The sequence below is a fragment of the Cronobacter universalis NCTC 9529 genome, from assembly GCF_001277175.1.
Classification (GTDB): Bacteria; Pseudomonadota; Gammaproteobacteria; order Enterobacterales; family Enterobacteriaceae; genus Cronobacter; species Cronobacter universalis.
Map to the genome: position 1 here is coordinate 2,951,545 of NZ_CP012257.1, position 17,152 is coordinate 2,968,696.

The window sequence follows — 17,152 nt, forward strand, 5'->3', positions numbered from 1 at the left end:
ATGGCTTACATCAGCGGTTTCGCCAGCTGTACCAGCGAAATCAGCGGCTGCGGCCAGACGCCCAGCACCAGCACCAGCAGCGCGGAGATCAGCACCACGACGCCGCCCGCGCTGTACGCCCAGTTAGACGGCGCATCGCGGTTGAGCTGCTGCGGCGCGTTCAGGTACAGACTCACCGCCACGCGCAGGTAGTAGTAGAGACCAATCGCAGAGCCCACCACTACGGCGCCGGTCAGCCACCACAGGTTGGACTGTACACCGACGGCCAGCACGTAGAATTTACCGATAAAGCCCAGCGTCATCGGAATACCCGCCAGCGACAGCATCATCACGGTCATCACGGCCGACAGGATCGGACGGTGCCAGAACAGGCCGCGGTAGGAGTAGAGCGAATCCGCGTCCGGGCCGCGATACGGGCTGGACATCAGGCTCACCACGCCGAACGCGCCGAGGCTGCTGAAGAGATAACCCGCCAGGTAAACGCCCACGGTTTCCATCGACATATCGCCGCTTTTCAGCGCAATCAACGCGACCAGCAGGTAGCCCAGATGCGAGATAGAAGAGTAACCGAGCAGACGCTTAATGTTCGTCTGGGTCAGCGCCATCAGGTTACCGAAGATGATGGAGGCGAAGGCGAGAACGCCTAACACCACGCGCACCGCCTCGCTGTCACCTACCGGCGCATAGAGGAACAGGCGCATCACCACGCCGAAGATAGCGATTTTGCTCGCGGTCGCCAGGAAGGTGGAAACCGGCGCAGGCGCGCCCTGGTAGACATCCGGCGTCCAGAGATGGAACGGCACCAGAGAGAGCTTAAAGCCGAGACCGACGATCATCAGGCCCAGACCCGCCAGCAGCAGCGGCTCGCTCAGCATGTTGTCCGCGAGGCTCTTACCGAGCGTCACAAACGACAGGCTGCCGGACTGGGCGTACACCAGCGCCATACCAAACAGCAGGAAAGACGACGCCGCGGCAGACAGAATGGTGTATTTGATAGCCGCTTCCAGCGAGCGTTTCTGACGGAATGCGTAACCGACCAGGCCAAACAGCGGCAGAGAGATAAGCTCGATACCCAGGAACAGCGCCGCCAGATGATTGGCGTTCGCCAGCAGAATACCGCCCAGCGCGGCAATCAGCACCAGCAGGTAGAACTCTTCCTTGTTATCGTTGTAGCCCTGCAGCCACGGATAGGCGAAGGTGCAGGTGGCGAGGCTCGCCAGCAGCACCAGGCCGGTATACAGCATGGCGTAACCGTCCACGCGCATCAGCGGCGTGACGTCCATCGCGCCCGCCTGACCCACGAACCACAGCGACAGCAGCGCGGCGTTCAGGCCGACAACAGACAGCGTGGCATTCAGGAAGTGATTACGTCGCCACGCAATGGAGAGCATCACAACTACCACCGTCAATCCGACGATCAGCAGCGGTAGCAGCGCGATCAATTGTTGAGTAGTTATTGTCATGGCGAATTACGGCCTTGTAGTTGAAACAGAATCGGTAAACCACTGCTGAATATTGCTCATCGCCGAATGGGATGTATCCAGAATTGGCTGGGGATAGAAGCCCAGCAGCACCAGAAGCACCACCAGCAGCAGGATCATAAACAGCTCGCGCGGCGACAGACCGCGAATCTCCTGACTCGCCGCTTCGCTCTTCGGCTGACCAAAGTACGCGCGATGCAGCATCGCCAGCGAGTAAACGGACGCGAACACCAGACCGAAGGTCGAGATGACGGTAATCACCGGCACCACCTGGAAGCTGCCGAACAGGATCATGAATTCGCCAACGAAGTTACCGGTGCCCGGCATACCGAGCGTCGCCACGGCAAAGAACATCGACAGCGCCGGCAGCCATCTGATTTTGCTCCACAGACCGCCCATCTGGCGCATATCGCGGGTATGCAGACGCTCATAGAGCTGGCCGCAGAGAATAAACAGACCCGCCGCGGAAAGACCGTGAGCGATCATCTGGATCACCGCGCCCTGGTAAGCAAGCTGGCTGCCGGTATAGATGGCGATCAGCACAAAGCCCATGTGGGAAACGGAGGTGTACGCGATAAGACGTTTGATGTCGTACTGGGTAAAGGCCATCCACGCGCCGTAGAAGATGCCGATCACGCCAAGCCACATGGCGATCGGGGCGAACTCTGCGGAAGCGTTCGGGAACAGCGGCAGCGAGAAGCGCAGCAGACCGTAGGCCGCGGTTTTAAGAAGAATACCCGCAAGGTCAACGGAGCCCGCGGTCGGCGCCTGAGAGTGCGCGTCCGGCAGCCAGCCATGCAGCGGCACCACCGGCATTTTCACCGCAAACGCGATGAAGAAGCCCAGCATCAGCAGATATTCGACGCCGTGGGACATCGGCGTTTTCAGCAGGCGTTCATAGTTGAACGTCCACTCGCCCGTGGCGTTGTAGTGCACAAATACCAGCGCCAGGATGGCAATCAACATCACCAGACCGCTCGCCTGGGTATAGATGAAGAATTTGGTCGCCGCGGTGATACGCGTTTTACCGTCCGATGCCTTATGACCCCACAGGGCAATCAGGAAGTACATCGGCACCAGCATCATTTCCCAGAAGAAGAAGAACAGGAACATGTCGATGGCGAGGAACACGCCGATCACGCCGCCCAGGATCCACATCAGGTTGAGATGGAAGAAGCCCTGATATTTTTCAATTTCATTCCAGGAGCAGAGCACCGCCAGCACGCCGAGCAGGCCCGTCAGCACCACCATCAGCAGCGACAGACCGTCGATGGCTAAATGGATGGTTATCCCAAAACGCGGGATCCAGTCGAGAATGAACTGGTCCTGCCACTTCGGAAACTCACCGGATTGCGTCAGGGAGTAGCCGCCCTGCAACCAGAGTTGCAGGCCGAGCGCCAGCGTCAGCCCCATCGTAATCAGCGCAATCCAGCGCGGCACCTTGACGCCGAAGCGTTCGGTCTGCCAGCACAGGAAGCCGCCGATAAAGGGAATCAGTATTAGCCAGGGTAGTAACATGGCGATTTTTGTTCCTTGTTTAAGTCCAGCTCAGGCTATCTTACTCGCCACCGTGAACCCCGCTGCGTGCAGAGGTGTCCACGGTGGCTTCGCTGATAACGCCTGTCCTTTCGGACTTGATTTTCAACGAATTCTTTTAAAATTCACTTATGAATCAACGCAACACCATCAGCAACACCAGTACGACTACCGCACCGACGCTCATGGACGCCACATACCAGCGCAGGTAACCGTTCTCGCTCAGCAGCAGACCGCGGCCTGCGTAGCGGGACAGGATGGCCGGAATGTTCATCAGCGCATTCAGCGGATCGCGTTGCAGCAGCCAGGCGATGCCCAGGAAAGGCTTAACGAACACTTTGTCATACAGCCAGTCGAAGCCCCAGGCGTGATACCACCAGGTGCCGAAGAAACGACCCGGCGCGCTTTTGGCGACGGCGGTGACCAGCGTACGCTTGCCAAGCCACAGCCAGGCGGCGATCAGGATACCGACAATCGCCACCACGCCCGAGGTGATTTCCAGCGCCATTTTGCCGTCGTGACCGAAGTGGTTTTCCGGCAATACGCCCGCCAGCGGCGGCGTAATCAGCGCGCCGACAAAGGTGGAAAGCACCAGCAGCACGATAAGCGGCAGATGATGGGTGATCCCCTTCCCTGCGTGTGCGTGAATTTTTTCTTCGCCGTGGAACACGATGAAAATCATGCGGAAGGTATAGATGGACGTCAGGAACGCGCCAACCAGACCCGCCAGCATTAAGTAGTTATGGCCGTTGGCAGCAGCGCCCCACAGAATTTCATCTTTACTGTAGAAGCCTGCGGTCACGACCGGCAGTGCCGCAAGCGCCGCGCCGCCCACCAGGAAGCAGGCGTAAACCAGCGGAATGGATTTACGCAGGCCGCCCATTTTGAAGATGTTCTGCTCGTGGTGGCACGCCAGAATGACGGAGCCGGACGAGAGGAACAGCAGCGCTTTAAAGAACGCGTGCGTCATCAGGTGGAAAATCGCCGCATCCCACGCCTGAACGCCAAGCGCCAGGAACATGTAGCCAATCTGGCTCATGGTGGAATACGCGAGAACACGTTTGATGTCGGTCTGCACCAGCGCGGCGAAGCCCGCCAGCACCAGCGTAATGGCGCCAACGATACCGACCAGATGCAACACGTCCGGCGTCAGCAGGAACAGGCCGTGGGTACGGGCGATCAGATAAACGCCCGCGGTCACCATGGTCGCCGCGTGGATCAGCGCGGAAACCGGCGTCGGGCCTGCCATCGCGTCCGCAAGCCAGGTCTGGAGCGGAAGCTGCGCGGATTTACCCACCGCGCCGCCAAGCAGCATCAGCGTCGCCCAGCGCAGCATTTCATTGCCGTTAGCGAAGTGCTGCGGCGCCAGTTCAACCATTTCGCGGAAGTTCAGCGTGCCCAGTTCGTTGTAGAGAATGAACAGCGCGAACGCGAGGAAGACGTCACCCACACGGGTCACGACAAACGCTTTCATCGCGGCGGCCCCGTTCTTCGGATCGGTGTAGTAGAAACCGATCAGCAGATAGGAGCACAGGCCCACGCCTTCCCAGCCGAGGTACATCAGCAGCAGGTTATCGGAGAGCACCAGCACGACCATGCTCGCGATAAACAGGTTGGTGTAGGCGAAAAAGCGGGAATAGCCTTCTTCGCCGCGCATATACCAGGACGCGAACATGTGGATCAGGAAGCCTACGCCGGTGACCACGGAGAGCATGGTCAGCGAAAGGCCGTCGAGCACCAGGTTAACACCGATGTTGAAATCGCCGACCGACATCCAGGTCCACAGCGGCAGCGAGAACGCTTGCTTACCGTTATTAAAGAAATCAATGCCAGCGTAAGCGGTGACCAGCGCCGCCAGTCCCACAGAGCCGACCCCAACCGTCGCGGAGAGGTTTTCCGACCAGCGACCGCGGGAGAAGGCGAGCAGAATATAGCCAATCAATGGCAAAATAATGGTTAATGCGAGCAGGTTCATCCACGCATCTCACTTACTGAATCGATATTCAGGTTCTGGCGACGACGATGGAGTTGCAGCAGCAGCGCAAGGCCGATACTGGCTTCCGCCGCGGCTAAGCTAATCGCCAGGATATACATTATCTGACCGTCGGTCTGACCCCAGTAGCTGCCCGCGACCACGAAGGCCAGCGCGGCGGCGTTAATCATGATTTCCAGCCCAATCAGCATAAACAGCAGATTGCGGCGGATAACCAGACCGGTCAGACCCAGGACGAACAGAATAGCCGCCAGGATCAGTCCATGTTGTAACGGGATCATGCGCGCTCCTCCGTTTTTCTTTTCGACGCGTCCGACGGAGCCCCGCCGCGCACGCTTACCACATCGCCCGCTTTCTCTTCACGGCCAAGATGGAAGGCCACGACAAGGCCCGCCAGCAGCAGCATGGACGCGAGTTCAACCGCCAGAACATACGTTTTGAACAGGTCGGTACCGACGGCTTTCGCGCTAATCGGGTTGCCTTCGATGCCCTGATCGTTAACGCCCAGAATGGCGTAAACGATCACCACCAGCAGAACCGCCGAGAGAATGCCAGGGCCAATCCAGATCTGCGGTTTGAGCCATTCGCGCTCCTGACGCACCACGGAATCGCCGAGGTTCAGCATCATGACCACGAACACGAAGAGCACCATGATGGCGCCTGCGTAGACAATGATCTCCAGCGCACCGGCGAAATAAGCACCCAGTGAGAAAAAGACGCCTGCGATCGCCAGCAGCGAGATAATCAGGTACAGCAGCGCGTGTACCGGATTGCTGTGGGTGATCACCCGGGCGGTGGTCAGGACCGCCACAAGGGCGCAGATATAAAAAGCGAATTCCATTCCTGACTCCTTAAGGTAACAGGCCTTTGACGTCGATAGGTTTGGCTTCGTTTTCCGCGTCGCCTTTATCTTTGCCGTCGATTGCCATACCCGCCATCCGGTAGAAGTTATATTCCGGGTATTTGCCCGGACCGGAGATCAGCAGGTCCTCTTTTTCATACACCAGATCCTGGCGCTTAAACTCGCCCAGCTCGAAATCCGGCGTCAGCTGGATAGCGGTAGTCGGACAGGCCTCTTCGCACATGCCGCAGAAAATGCAGCGTGAGAAGTTGATGCGGAAAAACTCCGGGTACCAGCGACCGTCTACGGTCTCCGCTTTTTGCAGAGAGATACAGCCCACCGGGCAGGCGACCGCACAGAGGTTACAGGCCACACAGCGCTCCTGACCGTCCGGATCGCGCGTCAGCACGATACGGCCGCGGTAGCGCGGCGGCAGATAAACCGGCTCTTCCGGATACATGCGCGTTTCGCGTTTGGAAAACGCGTGCAGGCCAATCATCCAGATACTGCGTAGTTGGGTGCCGAAACCAACCACTATGTCTTTCAATGTCATGGTTTTCTCACCCCTTATGCCGCTGTCTGCCAGAGAATGACAGCCGCGGTTACCAGCAGATTGATAAGCGTCAGCGGCAGGCAAACTTTCCAGCCGAAGGACATTACCTGGTCATAACGTGGACGCGGTAATGCGGCGCGAATCAAAATAAACATCATCATGAAGAACGCGGTTTTCAGCGCGAACCAGATGAAAGGCGGTAACCAGGGGCCCTGCCAGCCGCCGAAGAACAGCGTCACGATCAGCGCAGAAACGGTCACAATCCCGATATATTCGCCCACGAAGAACAGACCGAACTTCATGCCGGAATATTCGATGTGGTAACCGTCAGCCAGTTCCTGCTCCGCTTCCGGCTGGTCGAACGGGTGACGGTGACACACCGCAACGCCCGCGATAGCGAAAGTGATGAAACCAAAGAACTGCGGGACAACGTTCCAGAGATGCGCCTGGTTGTTGACGATGTCGGTCATGTTGAACGACCCGGCCTGCGCGACAACGCCCATCAGCGAGAGCCCGAGAAACACTTCGTAGCTCAGCGTCTGCGCGGAGGCGCGCATGGCGCCCAGCAGCGAGTATTTGTTGTTGCTCGACCAGCCGGCGAACAGCACCGCGTAAACGCCAAGGCCCGCCATCATCAGGAAGAAGAGGATCCCGATATTGAGATCCGCCACGACCCAGGTCGGGCTGACAGGCACAATCGCGAACGCCAGCAGCAGCGAGGTGAACGCGATCATTGGCGCCAGCGTAAAGATAACGCGGTCGGAGAAGCGCGGGATCCAGTCCTCTTTAAAGAACATTTTGATCATATCCGCGACCAGCTGGAGCGAACCGCCCCAGCCAACGCGGTTCGGCCCGTAACGGTTCTGGAAGAGGCCGAGCAGACGGCGCTCCCCAAAACTCATGAACGCGCCGCAGCTCACGACCACCAGCAGAATGACCACCGCTTTCAGGATGCTGAGCAGGATCTCGATAACATCCGGTGTCAACCAACTCATTGCGCAGCCTCCTGCAGATTTTCAAGACGAGCGCCAGCCATGACAGGCGCAATGCCCGGCATCCCCATCGGCAGACCGACCTGCCCTTCCGACAGCCCTTCAGAGAGCTGCAGCGGCAGCGTGATGGTCTGGCCTTCATAGTTGAAGGAGACTTTCGCGCCCGCGTTGACGCCAAGCTTCGCGGCATCGGCCGGATTCAGGCGGATGTACGGCTGCGGCATGCGGCTCTGGAAGACCGGCGAGCGCTGCGACAGCTCGTCGCTGCCGAACAGATGATAGTAAGGCGCGATACGCCACTGGCCTTCCTGCGGCGCGAAACGCTGCGGTACGGTCGTGAAGTAGTCGATAGCGCCCTCGCCCGCCTCGATGAGGCGCACGCCCGGATCGCCGTGACGCAGGTGACCGCCCACTTCGTCCTGGAATTTGTTCCAGGCCTGCGGGGAGTTCCAGCCCGGCGCCCAGGCGAACGGCACCTGAGAACGTGGCGCGTCCGGATGGTTGTTCCCTTCCATTGAGAAGGAGAACATGGTGTCTTTATCCTGCGGCTGGCGCGGCTCGTGAACGCTGATGTTGGCGCGCATCGCGGTGCGGCCGCTGTAACGATGCGGTTCGCGCGCCAGTTTCTGGCCGCGGATGCGGAAGGTCGCGTCCGGCGCGGCGTTTTTAATGCCCGCCAGATGCGGCAGTTTCGCGATGCAGGCGTCGATCACATGGTCGAGCTGCGTCCAGTCCGGATGGCGGTTTTCCAGCGTGCTGTGCAGCGAATGCAGCCAGCGCCAGCTTTCCAGCATGGTCACGGTGTTGTCGTAGTACGACGGGTCATAGACCTGGAAGAAGCGCTGCGCGCGGCCTTCGTTGTTAATGACCGTGCCGTCGCTTTCAGCGAAGCTCGCGGTGGAGAGCACGAGATGCGCGTGATCCATGATCGCGGTGCGCTGATGGTCAATCACCATGACCAGCGGCGCTTTCGCAAGTGCCGCGTCTACACGCGCCGCCGAGGCGTGACGATGCAGATCGTTTTCCAACACAATGACGGCGTCAGCGCTGCCGGTTTCCAGCTCGTTCAGCGCGTCGTCAAGCGAACCGCCGCCAATCATGCCGAGACCGACGCTGTTAACCGCGCGGGCGATCATCGTAATACCGACATCCGCGCCGCGGCCTTTCAGGGCTTTCGCCACGTTCGCGGCCGCCTGGATCACGTCGACGCTGCCGGCGTTGGTGCCGGAGATAATCAGCGGCTTCTTCGCCCCTGCCAGCGCCTGCACAATCACGTCGACTTTGTTTTGCAGGTCGCGATCCAGCCCGTCAACCGCAGGCGATGCGGCGTCCAGCGCGTTGGCGATGGCAAAACCGAGACGCGCCTGATCTTCCACCGGCGCGCGGTAGGTCCACGCGGCGATATCGTCCAGACGGGTGCTGTCGACGTTGGTCACGAACAGCGGATGTTTGGCGCGCTGGCCGATGTTCAGGATGGCCGCGATCTGCCAGTCAGCCACTTTCTGGGCCGCCGCCATTTCACGCGCTTTGCCTTTCACCGCCTGACGTACCGCCAGCGCCACGCGCGCGCCGGTCTGGGTGATGTCTTCGCCCAGCACCAGCACGGCATCGTAAGATTCAATCTCACGCAGCGCCGGTGTGCGGATGCCGCTGTCGCGCAGCACTTTCAGCATCAGTTGCAGACGTTCCTGCTCGCCCGCCGCGATGCCGGTATAAAAGTTTTCCGCCCCGACCAGTTCGCGCAGCGCGAAGTTGCTTTCAACGCTCGCGCGCGGAGAGCCGATACCGATGACTTTCTTCGACTGGCGCAGAATATCCGCCGCGCCCTGCATCGCCTGCTCGGCGTTGAGGGTGATCAGATCATCGCCACGGCGCTGAACCGGACGACGCGGACGGTCTTTCAGGTTGACGTAGCCGTAGCCAAAACGGCCGCGGTCGCACAGGAAGTAGTGGTTAACGGTACCGTTATAGCGGTTTTCGATACGGCGCAGCTCGCCATAACGTTCGCCAGGGCTGGTGTTACAGCCCAGCGAGCACTGCTGGCAGATGCTCGGCGCAAACTGCATATCCCATTTACGGTTGTAACGCTCGGAGTGCGTTTTATCCGTGAAAACGCCGGTCGGGCAGATTTCGACCAAGTTACCGGAGAATTCGCTCTCAAGCGTACCGTCTTCCGGGCGACCGAAATAGACGTTGTCATGCGCGCCGTACACACCGAGATCGGTGCCGTCAGCGTAATCTTTGTAGTAACGCACGCAGCGATAGCAGGCGATGCAGCGGTTCATCTCATGATTGATGAACGGCCCCAGATCCTGATTGCGGTGAGTACGTTTGGTGAAGCGGTAGCGACGGAAGCTATGGCCGGTCATCACGGTCATATCCTGCAGGTGGCAGTTGCCGCCCTCTTCACAGACCGGGCAGTCGTGTGGGTGGTTGGTCATCAGCCACTCCACGACGCTTTCGCGGAACTGTTTCGCTTCGTTGTCGTCAATAGAAATAAAGGTGCCATCGGATGCCGGCGTCATGCAGGACATCACCAGGCGACCACGGGTATCTTCCGCGTTCTGATATTGCTTCACCGCGCACTGGCGGCAGGCACCAACGCTACCCAGCGCCGGATGCCAGCAAAAATAAGGAATATCGAGGCCGAGCGACAGACACGCCTGCAGCAGGTTGTCCGCGCCGTCTACCTCATATTCTTTGCCGTCTACATGAATCGTAGCCATAGTCAGCATGCTTCCAGTTGGCCTGGCGCGAGCCAGGCGTTAATCAAAATGCTTTTACCAGCGCGTCTTGAGCAGGTTCGGCTGAATACCATTAATGGCACGGGTGTTGCCGGGGCTCTGCTTAATGCCCGCTTCGAATTCGTCACGGAAATATTTAATGGCGCTCTGAAGTGGCTCTACGGCACCTGGCGCATGGGCGCAGAACGTTTTACCCGGGCCCAGGAAGCGGCAGAGCTGCTCCAGGGTTTCGATATCCCCCGGCTGCCCTTCGCCGCGCTCCAGCGCGCGCAGGATTTTAACGCTCCACGGCAGGCCGTCACGGCACGGCGTACACCAGCCGCAGGACTCGCGCGCGAAGAACTCTTCCAGGTTACGTACCAGCGACACCATATTGATTTCGTGGTCGACGGCCATCGCCAGCGCAGTGCCGAGACGGCTGCCCGCTTTACCAATGCTGGCGAACTCCATCGGCAGATCGAGGTGCGCGTCGGTCAGGAAGTCTGTCCCCGCGCCGCCCGGCTGCCAGGCTTTAAATTTCAGGCCGTCACGCATGCCGCCCGCGTACTCTTCGAGGATTTCACGCGCGGTGGTGCCGAACGGCAGCTCCCAGACGCCCGGGTTTTTCACGCGCCCGGAGAAGCCCATCAGCTTGGTGCCTTTGTCTTCGCTGGCAGACAGGCCCTGATACCACTCCACGCCGTTGGCGAGAATGGCCGGCACGTTGCACAGGGTTTCTACGTTGTTAACGCAGGTCGGTTTACCCCACACACCGCTGGACGCCGGAAATGGCGGCTTGGAACGCGGGTTGGCGCGGCGGCCTTCCAGCGAGTTGATTAGCGCCGTCTCTTCGCCGCAGATATAGCGGCCCGCCCCGGTGTGCACGAAGAGTTCAAAATCGAACCCTGAACCGAGAATGTTTTTGCCAAGCAGCCCGGCTTCGGTCGCTTCCGCGATAGCGCGGCGCAGACGTTCGGCGGCTTCGATGTACTCGCCGCGCAGGAAGATGTAACCGCGGTACGCTTTCAGCGCGAACGCGGAGATCAGCATGCCTTCCACCAGCAGGTGCGGCAGCTGTTCCATCAGCATGCGGTCTTTATAGGTGCCCGGCTCCATTTCATCGGCGTTACACAGCAGGTAACGGATGTTCATGGATTCGTCTTTCGGCATCAGGCTCCATTTCAGACCAGTGGAGAAGCCCGCGCCGCCGCGCCCTTTCAGGCCAGCGTCTTTCACGGCATTGACGATTTCATCCGGCGCCATGCCGGTTAGCGCCTTGCGGGCGCCTTCGTAGCCGTTTTTGCTGCGGTATTCTTCAAGCCAGACCGGCTGCTTGTCGTCGCGCATACGCCAGGTCAGCGGATGCGTTTCGGCAGTACGAATAATCTGTTTCATTTGTACTGCTCCAGAAGTTCAGGGATCCCTTCCGGCGTCAGATAACTGTGAGTGTCCTCATCAATCATCATGGTCGGCCCTTTGTCGCAGTTGCCAAGGCAGCAGGTCGGCAGCAGGGTGAAACGTCCGTCAAACGTGGTCTGGCCCGGTTTGATGCTCAGATGTTTTTCAATCGCGGACTGAATTCCCTGATAGCCGGTGATGTGGCACACCACGCTGTCGCAGTAGCGAATAACGTGACGGCCTACCGGCTGGCGGAAGATCTGGCTGTAGAAGGTCGCGACCCCTTCGACGTCGCTCGCCGGAATGCCGAGGACGTCCGCTATCGCATAGATAGCGCCGTCCGGCACCCAGCCACGCTGCTTCTGAACGATTTTCAGCGCTTCAATGGACGCCGCACGCGGGTCTTCGTAGTGGTGCTTCTCGTGCTCAATCGCCTCACGCTCTGCCGCACTCAGCTCAAAAGCCTCGTTCTGTGGTTGTTGATTCTCGTGCATAGTTAGCGATCCACATCAGACATTACAAAATCGATACTACCCAGATAGACAATCAGGTCGGACACCAGGCTGCCGCGGATCACCGAAGGGATCTGCTGCAGATGCGGGAAGCTCGGCGTACGGACGCGGGTACGGTAGCTCATGGTGCTGCCGTCGCTGGTCAGGTAGTAACTGTTAATCCCCTTGGTTGCCTCAATCATCTGGAAGGATTCGTTGGCCGGCATGACCGGGCCCCAGGAAACCTGCAGGAAGTGGGTAATCAGGGTTTCGATATGTTGCAGCGTGCGCTCTTTCGGCGGCGGCGTGGTCAGCGGGTGATCCGCTTTGAACGGGCCTTCCGGCATGTTCTTCAGGCACTGCTCAAGGATACGCAGCGACTGGCGCACTTCTTCGACTTTCAGCATCACGCGGGTGTAGCAATCGCTGATGCCGCCGCCGACCGGCACTTCGAACTCAAAGTTCTGGTAGCCAGAGTACGGGCGCGCTTTACGCACGTCGAAATCGATACCGGTGGCGCGAAGGCCAGCGCCGGTGGTGCCCCATGCCAGCGCTTCTTTGGCGTCATACGCCGCCACGCCCTGAGAACGGCCTTTCAGGATGGTGTTTTTCAGCGCCGCTTTGACGTAGGAGTCGAGGCGCTTCGGCATCCACTCCAGGAACTCTTTCAGCAGGCGATCCCAGCCGCGCGGCAGATCGTGCGCGACGCCGCCGATACGGAACCAGGCCGGGTGCATACGGAAACCGGTAATCGCTTCGACCAGATCGTAGATTTTCTGACGATCGGTAAAGGCGAAGAAGACCGGCGTCATCGCGCCGACGTCCTGGATAAACGTCGAGATGTACAGCAGGTGGCTGTTGATGCGGAACAGCTCAGAGAGCATCACGCGGATCACTTCCACGCGCTCCGGCACCTCAATCCCCGCCAGTTTTTCCACGGCCAGCACGTACGGCATTTCGTTTACGCAGCCGCCGAGATATTCGACGCGGTCGGTGTAAGGAATGTAGCTGTGCCAGGACTGACGCTCGCCCATTTTCTCCGCGCCGCGGTGGTGGTAGCCGATATCCGGTACGCAGTCGACGATCTCTTCGCCGTCCAGCTGCAAGATGATACGGAACGCACCGTGCGCCGACGGGTGGTTCGGGCCGAGGTTCAGGAACATGAAATCTTCAGTGTCGTTGCCGCGCTTCATGCCCCACTCTTCGGGCTTGAAGGTCAGCGCTTCCATTTCCAGCTCTTCTTTTTGCTTAGTGAGCGTGAAGGGATCGAATTCCGTCGCGCGCGCCGGGTAGTCTTTACGCAGCGGGTGCCCTTCCCAGGTCGGCGGCATCATGATGCGGCGCAGGTTCGGGTGACCGGTGAACGTAATACCGAACATCTCCCAGGTTTCACGCTCATACCAGTTGGCGTTCGGGAAAAGACGGGTAAAGGTCGGCACGTTGAGATCGTTTTCAGAGAGCGCCACTTTCAGCATGATGTCGCGGTTGCGATCGATGGAAAGCAGGTGGTAGAAAACGGAAAAATCCGCAGCCGGTAAACCGTTGCGGTGGGTGCGAAGGCGCTCGTCCATGCCATGCAGGTCATACAGCATGACGTAGGGTTTAGGCAGCTTTCGTAAAAATTCGCCAACTTCCAGTAATTGTTCACGCTTGACCCAGACAACCGGAACCCCGGTGCGGGTGGCCTGAACAGTAAAGGCATCCGGCCCAAAACGGTTACGCAGTTCGCCAATAACCGGGTCGTCGAGGTGATCCCTGGTCTGCCACACAGGCAAAACGGCGTCTTGCGCAGTTAAATCGGTCATATTGTTCACCATTGCCAATGGTCTGTGATGACTGTCGGGCGGCGGCTTCTCGCTGTCGTTTATTGGTATACGTGAGAAGCGACCTCCCGCAGGCGCAAATTAAATTTCGTCCGGCGTACGCAGGTTGGTGACTGCGATACGTTCGCCGCGTTTACGCTCACGCTCTGACTGCATGTTGGCGCGATAAACGCCCTGATCGCCAACCACCCACGAAAGCGGACGGCGCTCTTTGCCAATCGACTCCTGCAGCAGCATCAGCGCCTGCATATACGCTTCCGGGCGCGGCGGACAGCCTGGGATGTACACATCCACGGGCAGGAATTTGTCCACGCCCTGCACGACGGAATAAATATCGTACATGCCGCCGGAGTTCGCACAGGCGCCCATGGAAATAACCCATTTCGGCTCCAGCATCTGGTCATACAGACGCTGAATCACCGGGGCCATTTTGGTAAACGGCGTACCGGCGACCACCATGAAATCCGCCTGACGCGGGGAAGCACGCAGGACTTCCGCGCCGAAACGCGCGACGTCATGGACCGCGGTGAACGAGGTCACCATCTCCACGTAGCAGCAGGAAAGGCCGAAGTTGTAAGGCCACAGGGAGTTTTTACGCCCCCAGTTCACCATGTCATGCAGGGCATGCTCGAGCTTGCCCATGTAGACGCTGCGGTGTACATGCTGTTCCAGAGGATCAGTCACAATCTCCTGTTTTTGCAGGGGGTAACGGTCATTCTCACCGTCGGGATCTATGCGGGTGAGCGTATAGTCCATCTTATTGCCTCGCTGTTACTGCGTATGACGATTAGTGAGACTGCCAGCTTCTTCGGTGTTCAAACGTTCGCGACGTGAGCGCGAAGGCGTCCACTCCAGCGCGCCGATGCGCACCAGATAAACCAGACCAGCCAGTAGCACTAAAATGAAAATTGCGGCCTCGATAAAGCCGAGCCAGCCGACTTCACGAACTGATGTTGACCAGGCGAAGAGATAGAGCGCTTCCACGTCGAAGATGACGAAAAACATCGCTACCAGGTAGAACTTCGCGGAAAGTCGTAAGCGGGCGGTGCCGACCGAGTCGATCCCCGATTCGAACGGGGTGTTTTTGTACCTGGCGCGGGCGCGTCCGCCAAGGAACCAGGCGCCGACCAGCATCAGACAACACAGGCCAATGGCAACAATAAGAAAGATACCGAACGCCCAGTGATGAGCGATAACTTCAGTGGATGTTGACATACTCATTGCTTACTCATCAAAAGTGGCGCTAAAGCCTCTGCTCTTGCTGGCAGATGAACGCCACATCGATTCAAGGGGAGGAACAATCAACCGTACAATAACTGCCGGAATTATTACTTAGGCAGCAAATTGATGGGGTTTTTTACTCCTTTCTATAACCTTTTGTCAACTTTAACAAAAGAAACCTAACATTAGTTTACATCTCCCCAAGACCCTTAACATTTGATGCTTTAAGCGTCCTGTGAGCCGCGTGCGAGACTACGGAGCCCGGCGGGTGAATCGTGTCCGTTAAAAGTGAGGAGACATAAACACCCCTTATTTTGGCAGGAATTTCTGACTATTCCTCCCCCTCCTCGGGAGTATTTTCTTGATCTGAGACACGCTTTTGTTAATTGACCGGCAAAAACGGCAACAAAATCGCTCACTTTTTAACAACAAAAGTAAAATTTTCTGCTGACATACGTCGCGTAAAAGCGGCATATCTGAAGGGATAATCGGATGAAACGCTATTTTGATTAGGGATAATTACAACCACTTAGCCATAAAAAGTGTATAAAAAAAGCCTCTGATGGTCCAATGACCCGCAGAGGCTTCATTAACAACGCTTTAACAAAAACGAAAAATTATTCCAGATCGCCCTGCACCAGCAGCGTATCGTCACCACCTTCAAGCGCAGCGCTGTAACGCCACGGCTGATAATGGCTTTCCATCGCCTGGAAGATGATTTCCGCCATTTCGTTTTTGCTGTTGGTGTTGCGACACAGCATATACTGCGTCTCCGGCAGCACAGGCAGACCGTCTGACGTGCCCAGCACGCGCAGTTCAGGACTCATCATCTCCACCGGGCGCGCGGTAATGCCAAGGCCCGCTTTCACGGCGGCGCGCACCGCAGGCAGCGTGGAAGCGACGTAAGAGATACGCCACGGCACGTTCGCCGCGTTAAGCTGCTCAATGATGACGTCGCGGTGCGGGCTCGGCTCATCAAGCATCACCAGCGGCACCGCTTCATTTTTATGCAGCGTATAATCCGCCGCGCAATACCAGAGCGTCGGCGACGTACGCAGCACCAGCGAATCCAGATTCTCCGGCTGATGCGTGGTGACGACCAGGTCTATCTCCTGCTGGTTGAGCATTTCGATAATGTACGGGTTACGCTGAACGCGTACATCAATCGCCAGTTTCGGATAGACTGAACTAATGCGGTTGAGAAGGTACGGCAGGATGGTATCCGCCGATTCGTCAGAAGCGCCAATGGTCAGAATGCCCTGCAAATTGCTATACATTAGCGAAGTGCATGCTTCATCGTTGAAGCGCAAAATTTTTCGTGCGTAACCCAGCAACTGGATGCCGTGTTCGGTTAAGAGTTTATTACGCCCGTGGCGGGCAAAAAGCTCTTTACCGACCAGTTGCTCCAGGCGCTGCATCTGCTGGCTGACGGCCGACTGCGTACGGCATACCGCTGCCGCCGCAGCGGCAAACGTATTCAGATCGGCGACTGCGACAAACGTTCTCAGCAGATCGAGGTCGAGGTTTAAGATCGGACGATTTGCGTTAATCATATTGTTATCACTTTCAGGTAACCGCACGCAGCGGGCACCGTCTGTTGCTATGTGTAAAGGAAAGAAAGCAATTCCTTTTGAAGCATGCTTCCGGGCTAACACAACCCGCGTCGGAAGACCGCCATGCGCTTTTCTAATTCAAACCCCTGGTTATTAAAACAGTAAAAGGGTGCTTTTTTCTGCTATCGCTGTGCCCTTACGTCAAATATTTTGCACATCGAACCCGTGATTTGAATTAAAAATCTGGCTACGTTGGCTAAGGCGAAAAGCAACAACTTTGCGACCTTAACATACTCTGACAAAAGAAAAAGAAGAGTATATAACTATGCCTGACTCGTGTCCTGAATGACTATAGAAACAACCAGTTGCCTGAAAGGGTGCTTCCGGCCTGGCTGTGCTGGCGAAACGTCTCGCGCCAGGGGCTTCATAATATCGCAAATTTGTTCTTTTTTTAAGACTCCATGCGATTTTACTTATACGGACCAGCAAATTTCTAAATTTTCGTAACTCTATTACAGACATCCCCCATACCAATAATTAATATTAT

14 protein-coding genes are annotated in these 17,152 nt (G+C 57.7%); all 14 read right to left on the reverse strand.

All coding sequences use genetic code 11. The features are described 5' to 3' along the window. Window positions 1-5 precede the first annotated feature (5 nt). A complete protein-coding gene (gene nuoN, locus AFK65_RS13605) occupies window positions 6-1,463 on the reverse strand; it encodes an NADH-quinone oxidoreductase subunit NuoN (protein WP_007699959.1) in 1,458 nt (485 codons plus the stop codon). Between the two features lie 6 nt (window positions 1,464-1,469). Beyond that, the gene (gene nuoM / locus AFK65_RS13610) at window positions 1,470-2,999 is read right to left on the reverse strand and encodes an NADH-quinone oxidoreductase subunit M (protein WP_007699961.1); all 1,530 of its coding nucleotides are present in this window, start codon (window positions 2,997-2,999) and stop codon (window positions 1,470-1,472) included. A 154-nt stretch (window positions 3,000-3,153) separates the two neighbouring features. Further along, window positions 3,154-4,992 (reverse strand): NADH-quinone oxidoreductase subunit L, encoded by a 1,839-nt coding sequence (gene nuoL, locus AFK65_RS13615; protein ID WP_007699963.1) that lies wholly within the window; start codon window positions 4,990-4,992, stop codon window positions 3,154-3,156. Continuing rightward, window positions 4,989-5,291, reverse strand: a complete 303-nt coding sequence (gene nuoK, locus AFK65_RS13620) for an NADH-quinone oxidoreductase subunit NuoK (RefSeq protein WP_004388260.1) — start codon at window positions 5,289-5,291, stop codon at window positions 4,989-4,991. The genes nuoL and nuoK overlap by 4 nt, the downstream gene beginning before the upstream one ends. Continuing rightward, window positions 5,288-5,851 (reverse strand): NADH-quinone oxidoreductase subunit J, encoded by a 564-nt coding sequence (gene nuoJ, locus AFK65_RS13625; RefSeq protein WP_007699965.1) that lies wholly within the window; start codon window positions 5,849-5,851, stop codon window positions 5,288-5,290. The genes nuoK and nuoJ overlap by 4 nt, the downstream gene beginning before the upstream one ends. A 10-nt stretch (window positions 5,852-5,861) precedes the next feature. Beyond that, window positions 5,862-6,404, reverse strand: coding sequence for an NADH-quinone oxidoreductase subunit NuoI (gene nuoI, locus AFK65_RS13630; protein WP_004388259.1), 543 nt, complete (start codon window positions 6,402-6,404; stop codon window positions 5,862-5,864). A 14-nt stretch (window positions 6,405-6,418) separates the two neighbouring features. Then, a complete protein-coding gene (gene nuoH / locus AFK65_RS13635; RefSeq protein WP_007699968.1) occupies window positions 6,419-7,399 on the reverse strand; it encodes an NADH-quinone oxidoreductase subunit NuoH in 981 nt (326 codons plus the stop codon). Further along, a complete protein-coding gene (nuoG, locus tag AFK65_RS13640; protein WP_038856694.1) occupies window positions 7,396-10,122 on the reverse strand; it encodes an NADH-quinone oxidoreductase subunit NuoG in 2,727 nt (908 codons plus the stop codon). Before nuoG ends, nuoH begins: the two co-directional genes overlap by 4 nt. Window positions 10,123-10,176: 54 nt before the next feature. Continuing rightward, complete coding sequence (nuoF, locus tag AFK65_RS13645) at window positions 10,177-11,514, reverse strand: NADH-quinone oxidoreductase subunit NuoF (RefSeq protein WP_007699974.1); 1,338 nt, start codon at window positions 11,512-11,514, stop codon at window positions 10,177-10,179. Continuing rightward, complete coding sequence (gene nuoE / locus AFK65_RS13650) at window positions 11,511-12,011, reverse strand: NADH-quinone oxidoreductase subunit NuoE (RefSeq protein WP_007699978.1); 501 nt, start codon at window positions 12,009-12,011, stop codon at window positions 11,511-11,513. The genes nuoF and nuoE overlap by 4 nt, the downstream gene beginning before the upstream one ends. 2 nt (window positions 12,012-12,013) lie before the next feature. Beyond that, a complete protein-coding gene (gene nuoC / locus AFK65_RS13655; protein ID WP_104673974.1) occupies window positions 12,014-13,825 on the reverse strand; it encodes an NADH-quinone oxidoreductase subunit C/D in 1,812 nt (603 codons plus the stop codon). Window positions 13,826-13,912: 87 nt separating this feature from the next. Beyond that, complete coding sequence (locus AFK65_RS13660; protein WP_004388648.1) at window positions 13,913-14,587, reverse strand: NuoB/complex I 20 kDa subunit family protein; 675 nt, start codon at window positions 14,585-14,587, stop codon at window positions 13,913-13,915. Between the two features lie 15 nt (window positions 14,588-14,602). Continuing rightward, window positions 14,603-15,052, reverse strand: a complete 450-nt coding sequence (gene nuoA / locus AFK65_RS13665; RefSeq protein ID WP_007776781.1) for an NADH-quinone oxidoreductase subunit NuoA — start codon at window positions 15,050-15,052, stop codon at window positions 14,603-14,605. 617 nt (window positions 15,053-15,669) lie between these two features. Continuing rightward, complete coding sequence (lrhA, locus tag AFK65_RS13670) at window positions 15,670-16,605, reverse strand: transcriptional regulator LrhA (protein WP_032804783.1); 936 nt, start codon at window positions 16,603-16,605, stop codon at window positions 15,670-15,672. Window positions 16,606-17,152 lie beyond the last annotated feature (547 nt).

Coding starts and splice junctions, on each gene's coding strand:
- nuoK (WP_004388260.1), bottom strand. CDS start 5,291: ATGATCCCGTTACAACATGGACTGATCCTGGCGGCTATTCTGTTCGTC.
- nuoN (WP_007699959.1), bottom strand. CDS start 1,463: ATGACAATAACTACTCAACAATTGATCGCGCTGCTACCGCTGCTGATC.
- nuoI (WP_004388259.1), bottom strand. CDS start 6,404: ATGACATTGAAAGACATAGTGGTTGGTTTCGGCACCCAACTACGCAGT.
- nuoM (WP_007699961.1), bottom strand. CDS start 2,999: ATGTTACTACCCTGGCTAATACTGATTCCCTTTATCGGCGGCTTCCTG.
- nuoL (WP_007699963.1), bottom strand. CDS start 4,992: ATGAACCTGCTCGCATTAACCATTATTTTGCCATTGATTGGCTATATT.
- AFK65_RS13660 (WP_004388648.1), bottom strand. CDS start 14,587: ATGGACTATACGCTCACCCGCATAGATCCCGACGGTGAGAATGACCGT.
- nuoG (WP_038856694.1), bottom strand. CDS start 10,122: ATGGCTACGATTCATGTAGACGGCAAAGAATATGAGGTAGACGGCGCG.
- nuoF (WP_007699974.1), bottom strand. CDS start 11,514: ATGAAACAGATTATTCGTACTGCCGAAACGCATCCGCTGACCTGGCGT.
- nuoC (WP_104673974.1), bottom strand. CDS start 13,825: ATGGTGAACAATATGACCGATTTAACTGCGCAAGACGCCGTTTTGCCT.
- nuoA (WP_007776781.1), bottom strand. CDS start 15,052: ATGAGTATGTCAACATCCACTGAAGTTATCGCTCATCACTGGGCGTTC.
- lrhA (WP_032804783.1), bottom strand. CDS start 16,605: ATGATTAACGCAAATCGTCCGATCTTAAACCTCGACCTCGATCTGCTG.
- nuoJ (WP_007699965.1), bottom strand. CDS start 5,851: ATGGAATTCGCTTTTTATATCTGCGCCCTTGTGGCGGTCCTGACCACC.
- nuoH (WP_007699968.1), bottom strand. CDS start 7,399: ATGAGTTGGTTGACACCGGATGTTATCGAGATCCTGCTCAGCATCCTG.
- nuoE (WP_007699978.1), bottom strand. CDS start 12,011: ATGCACGAGAATCAACAACCACAGAACGAGGCTTTTGAGCTGAGTGCG.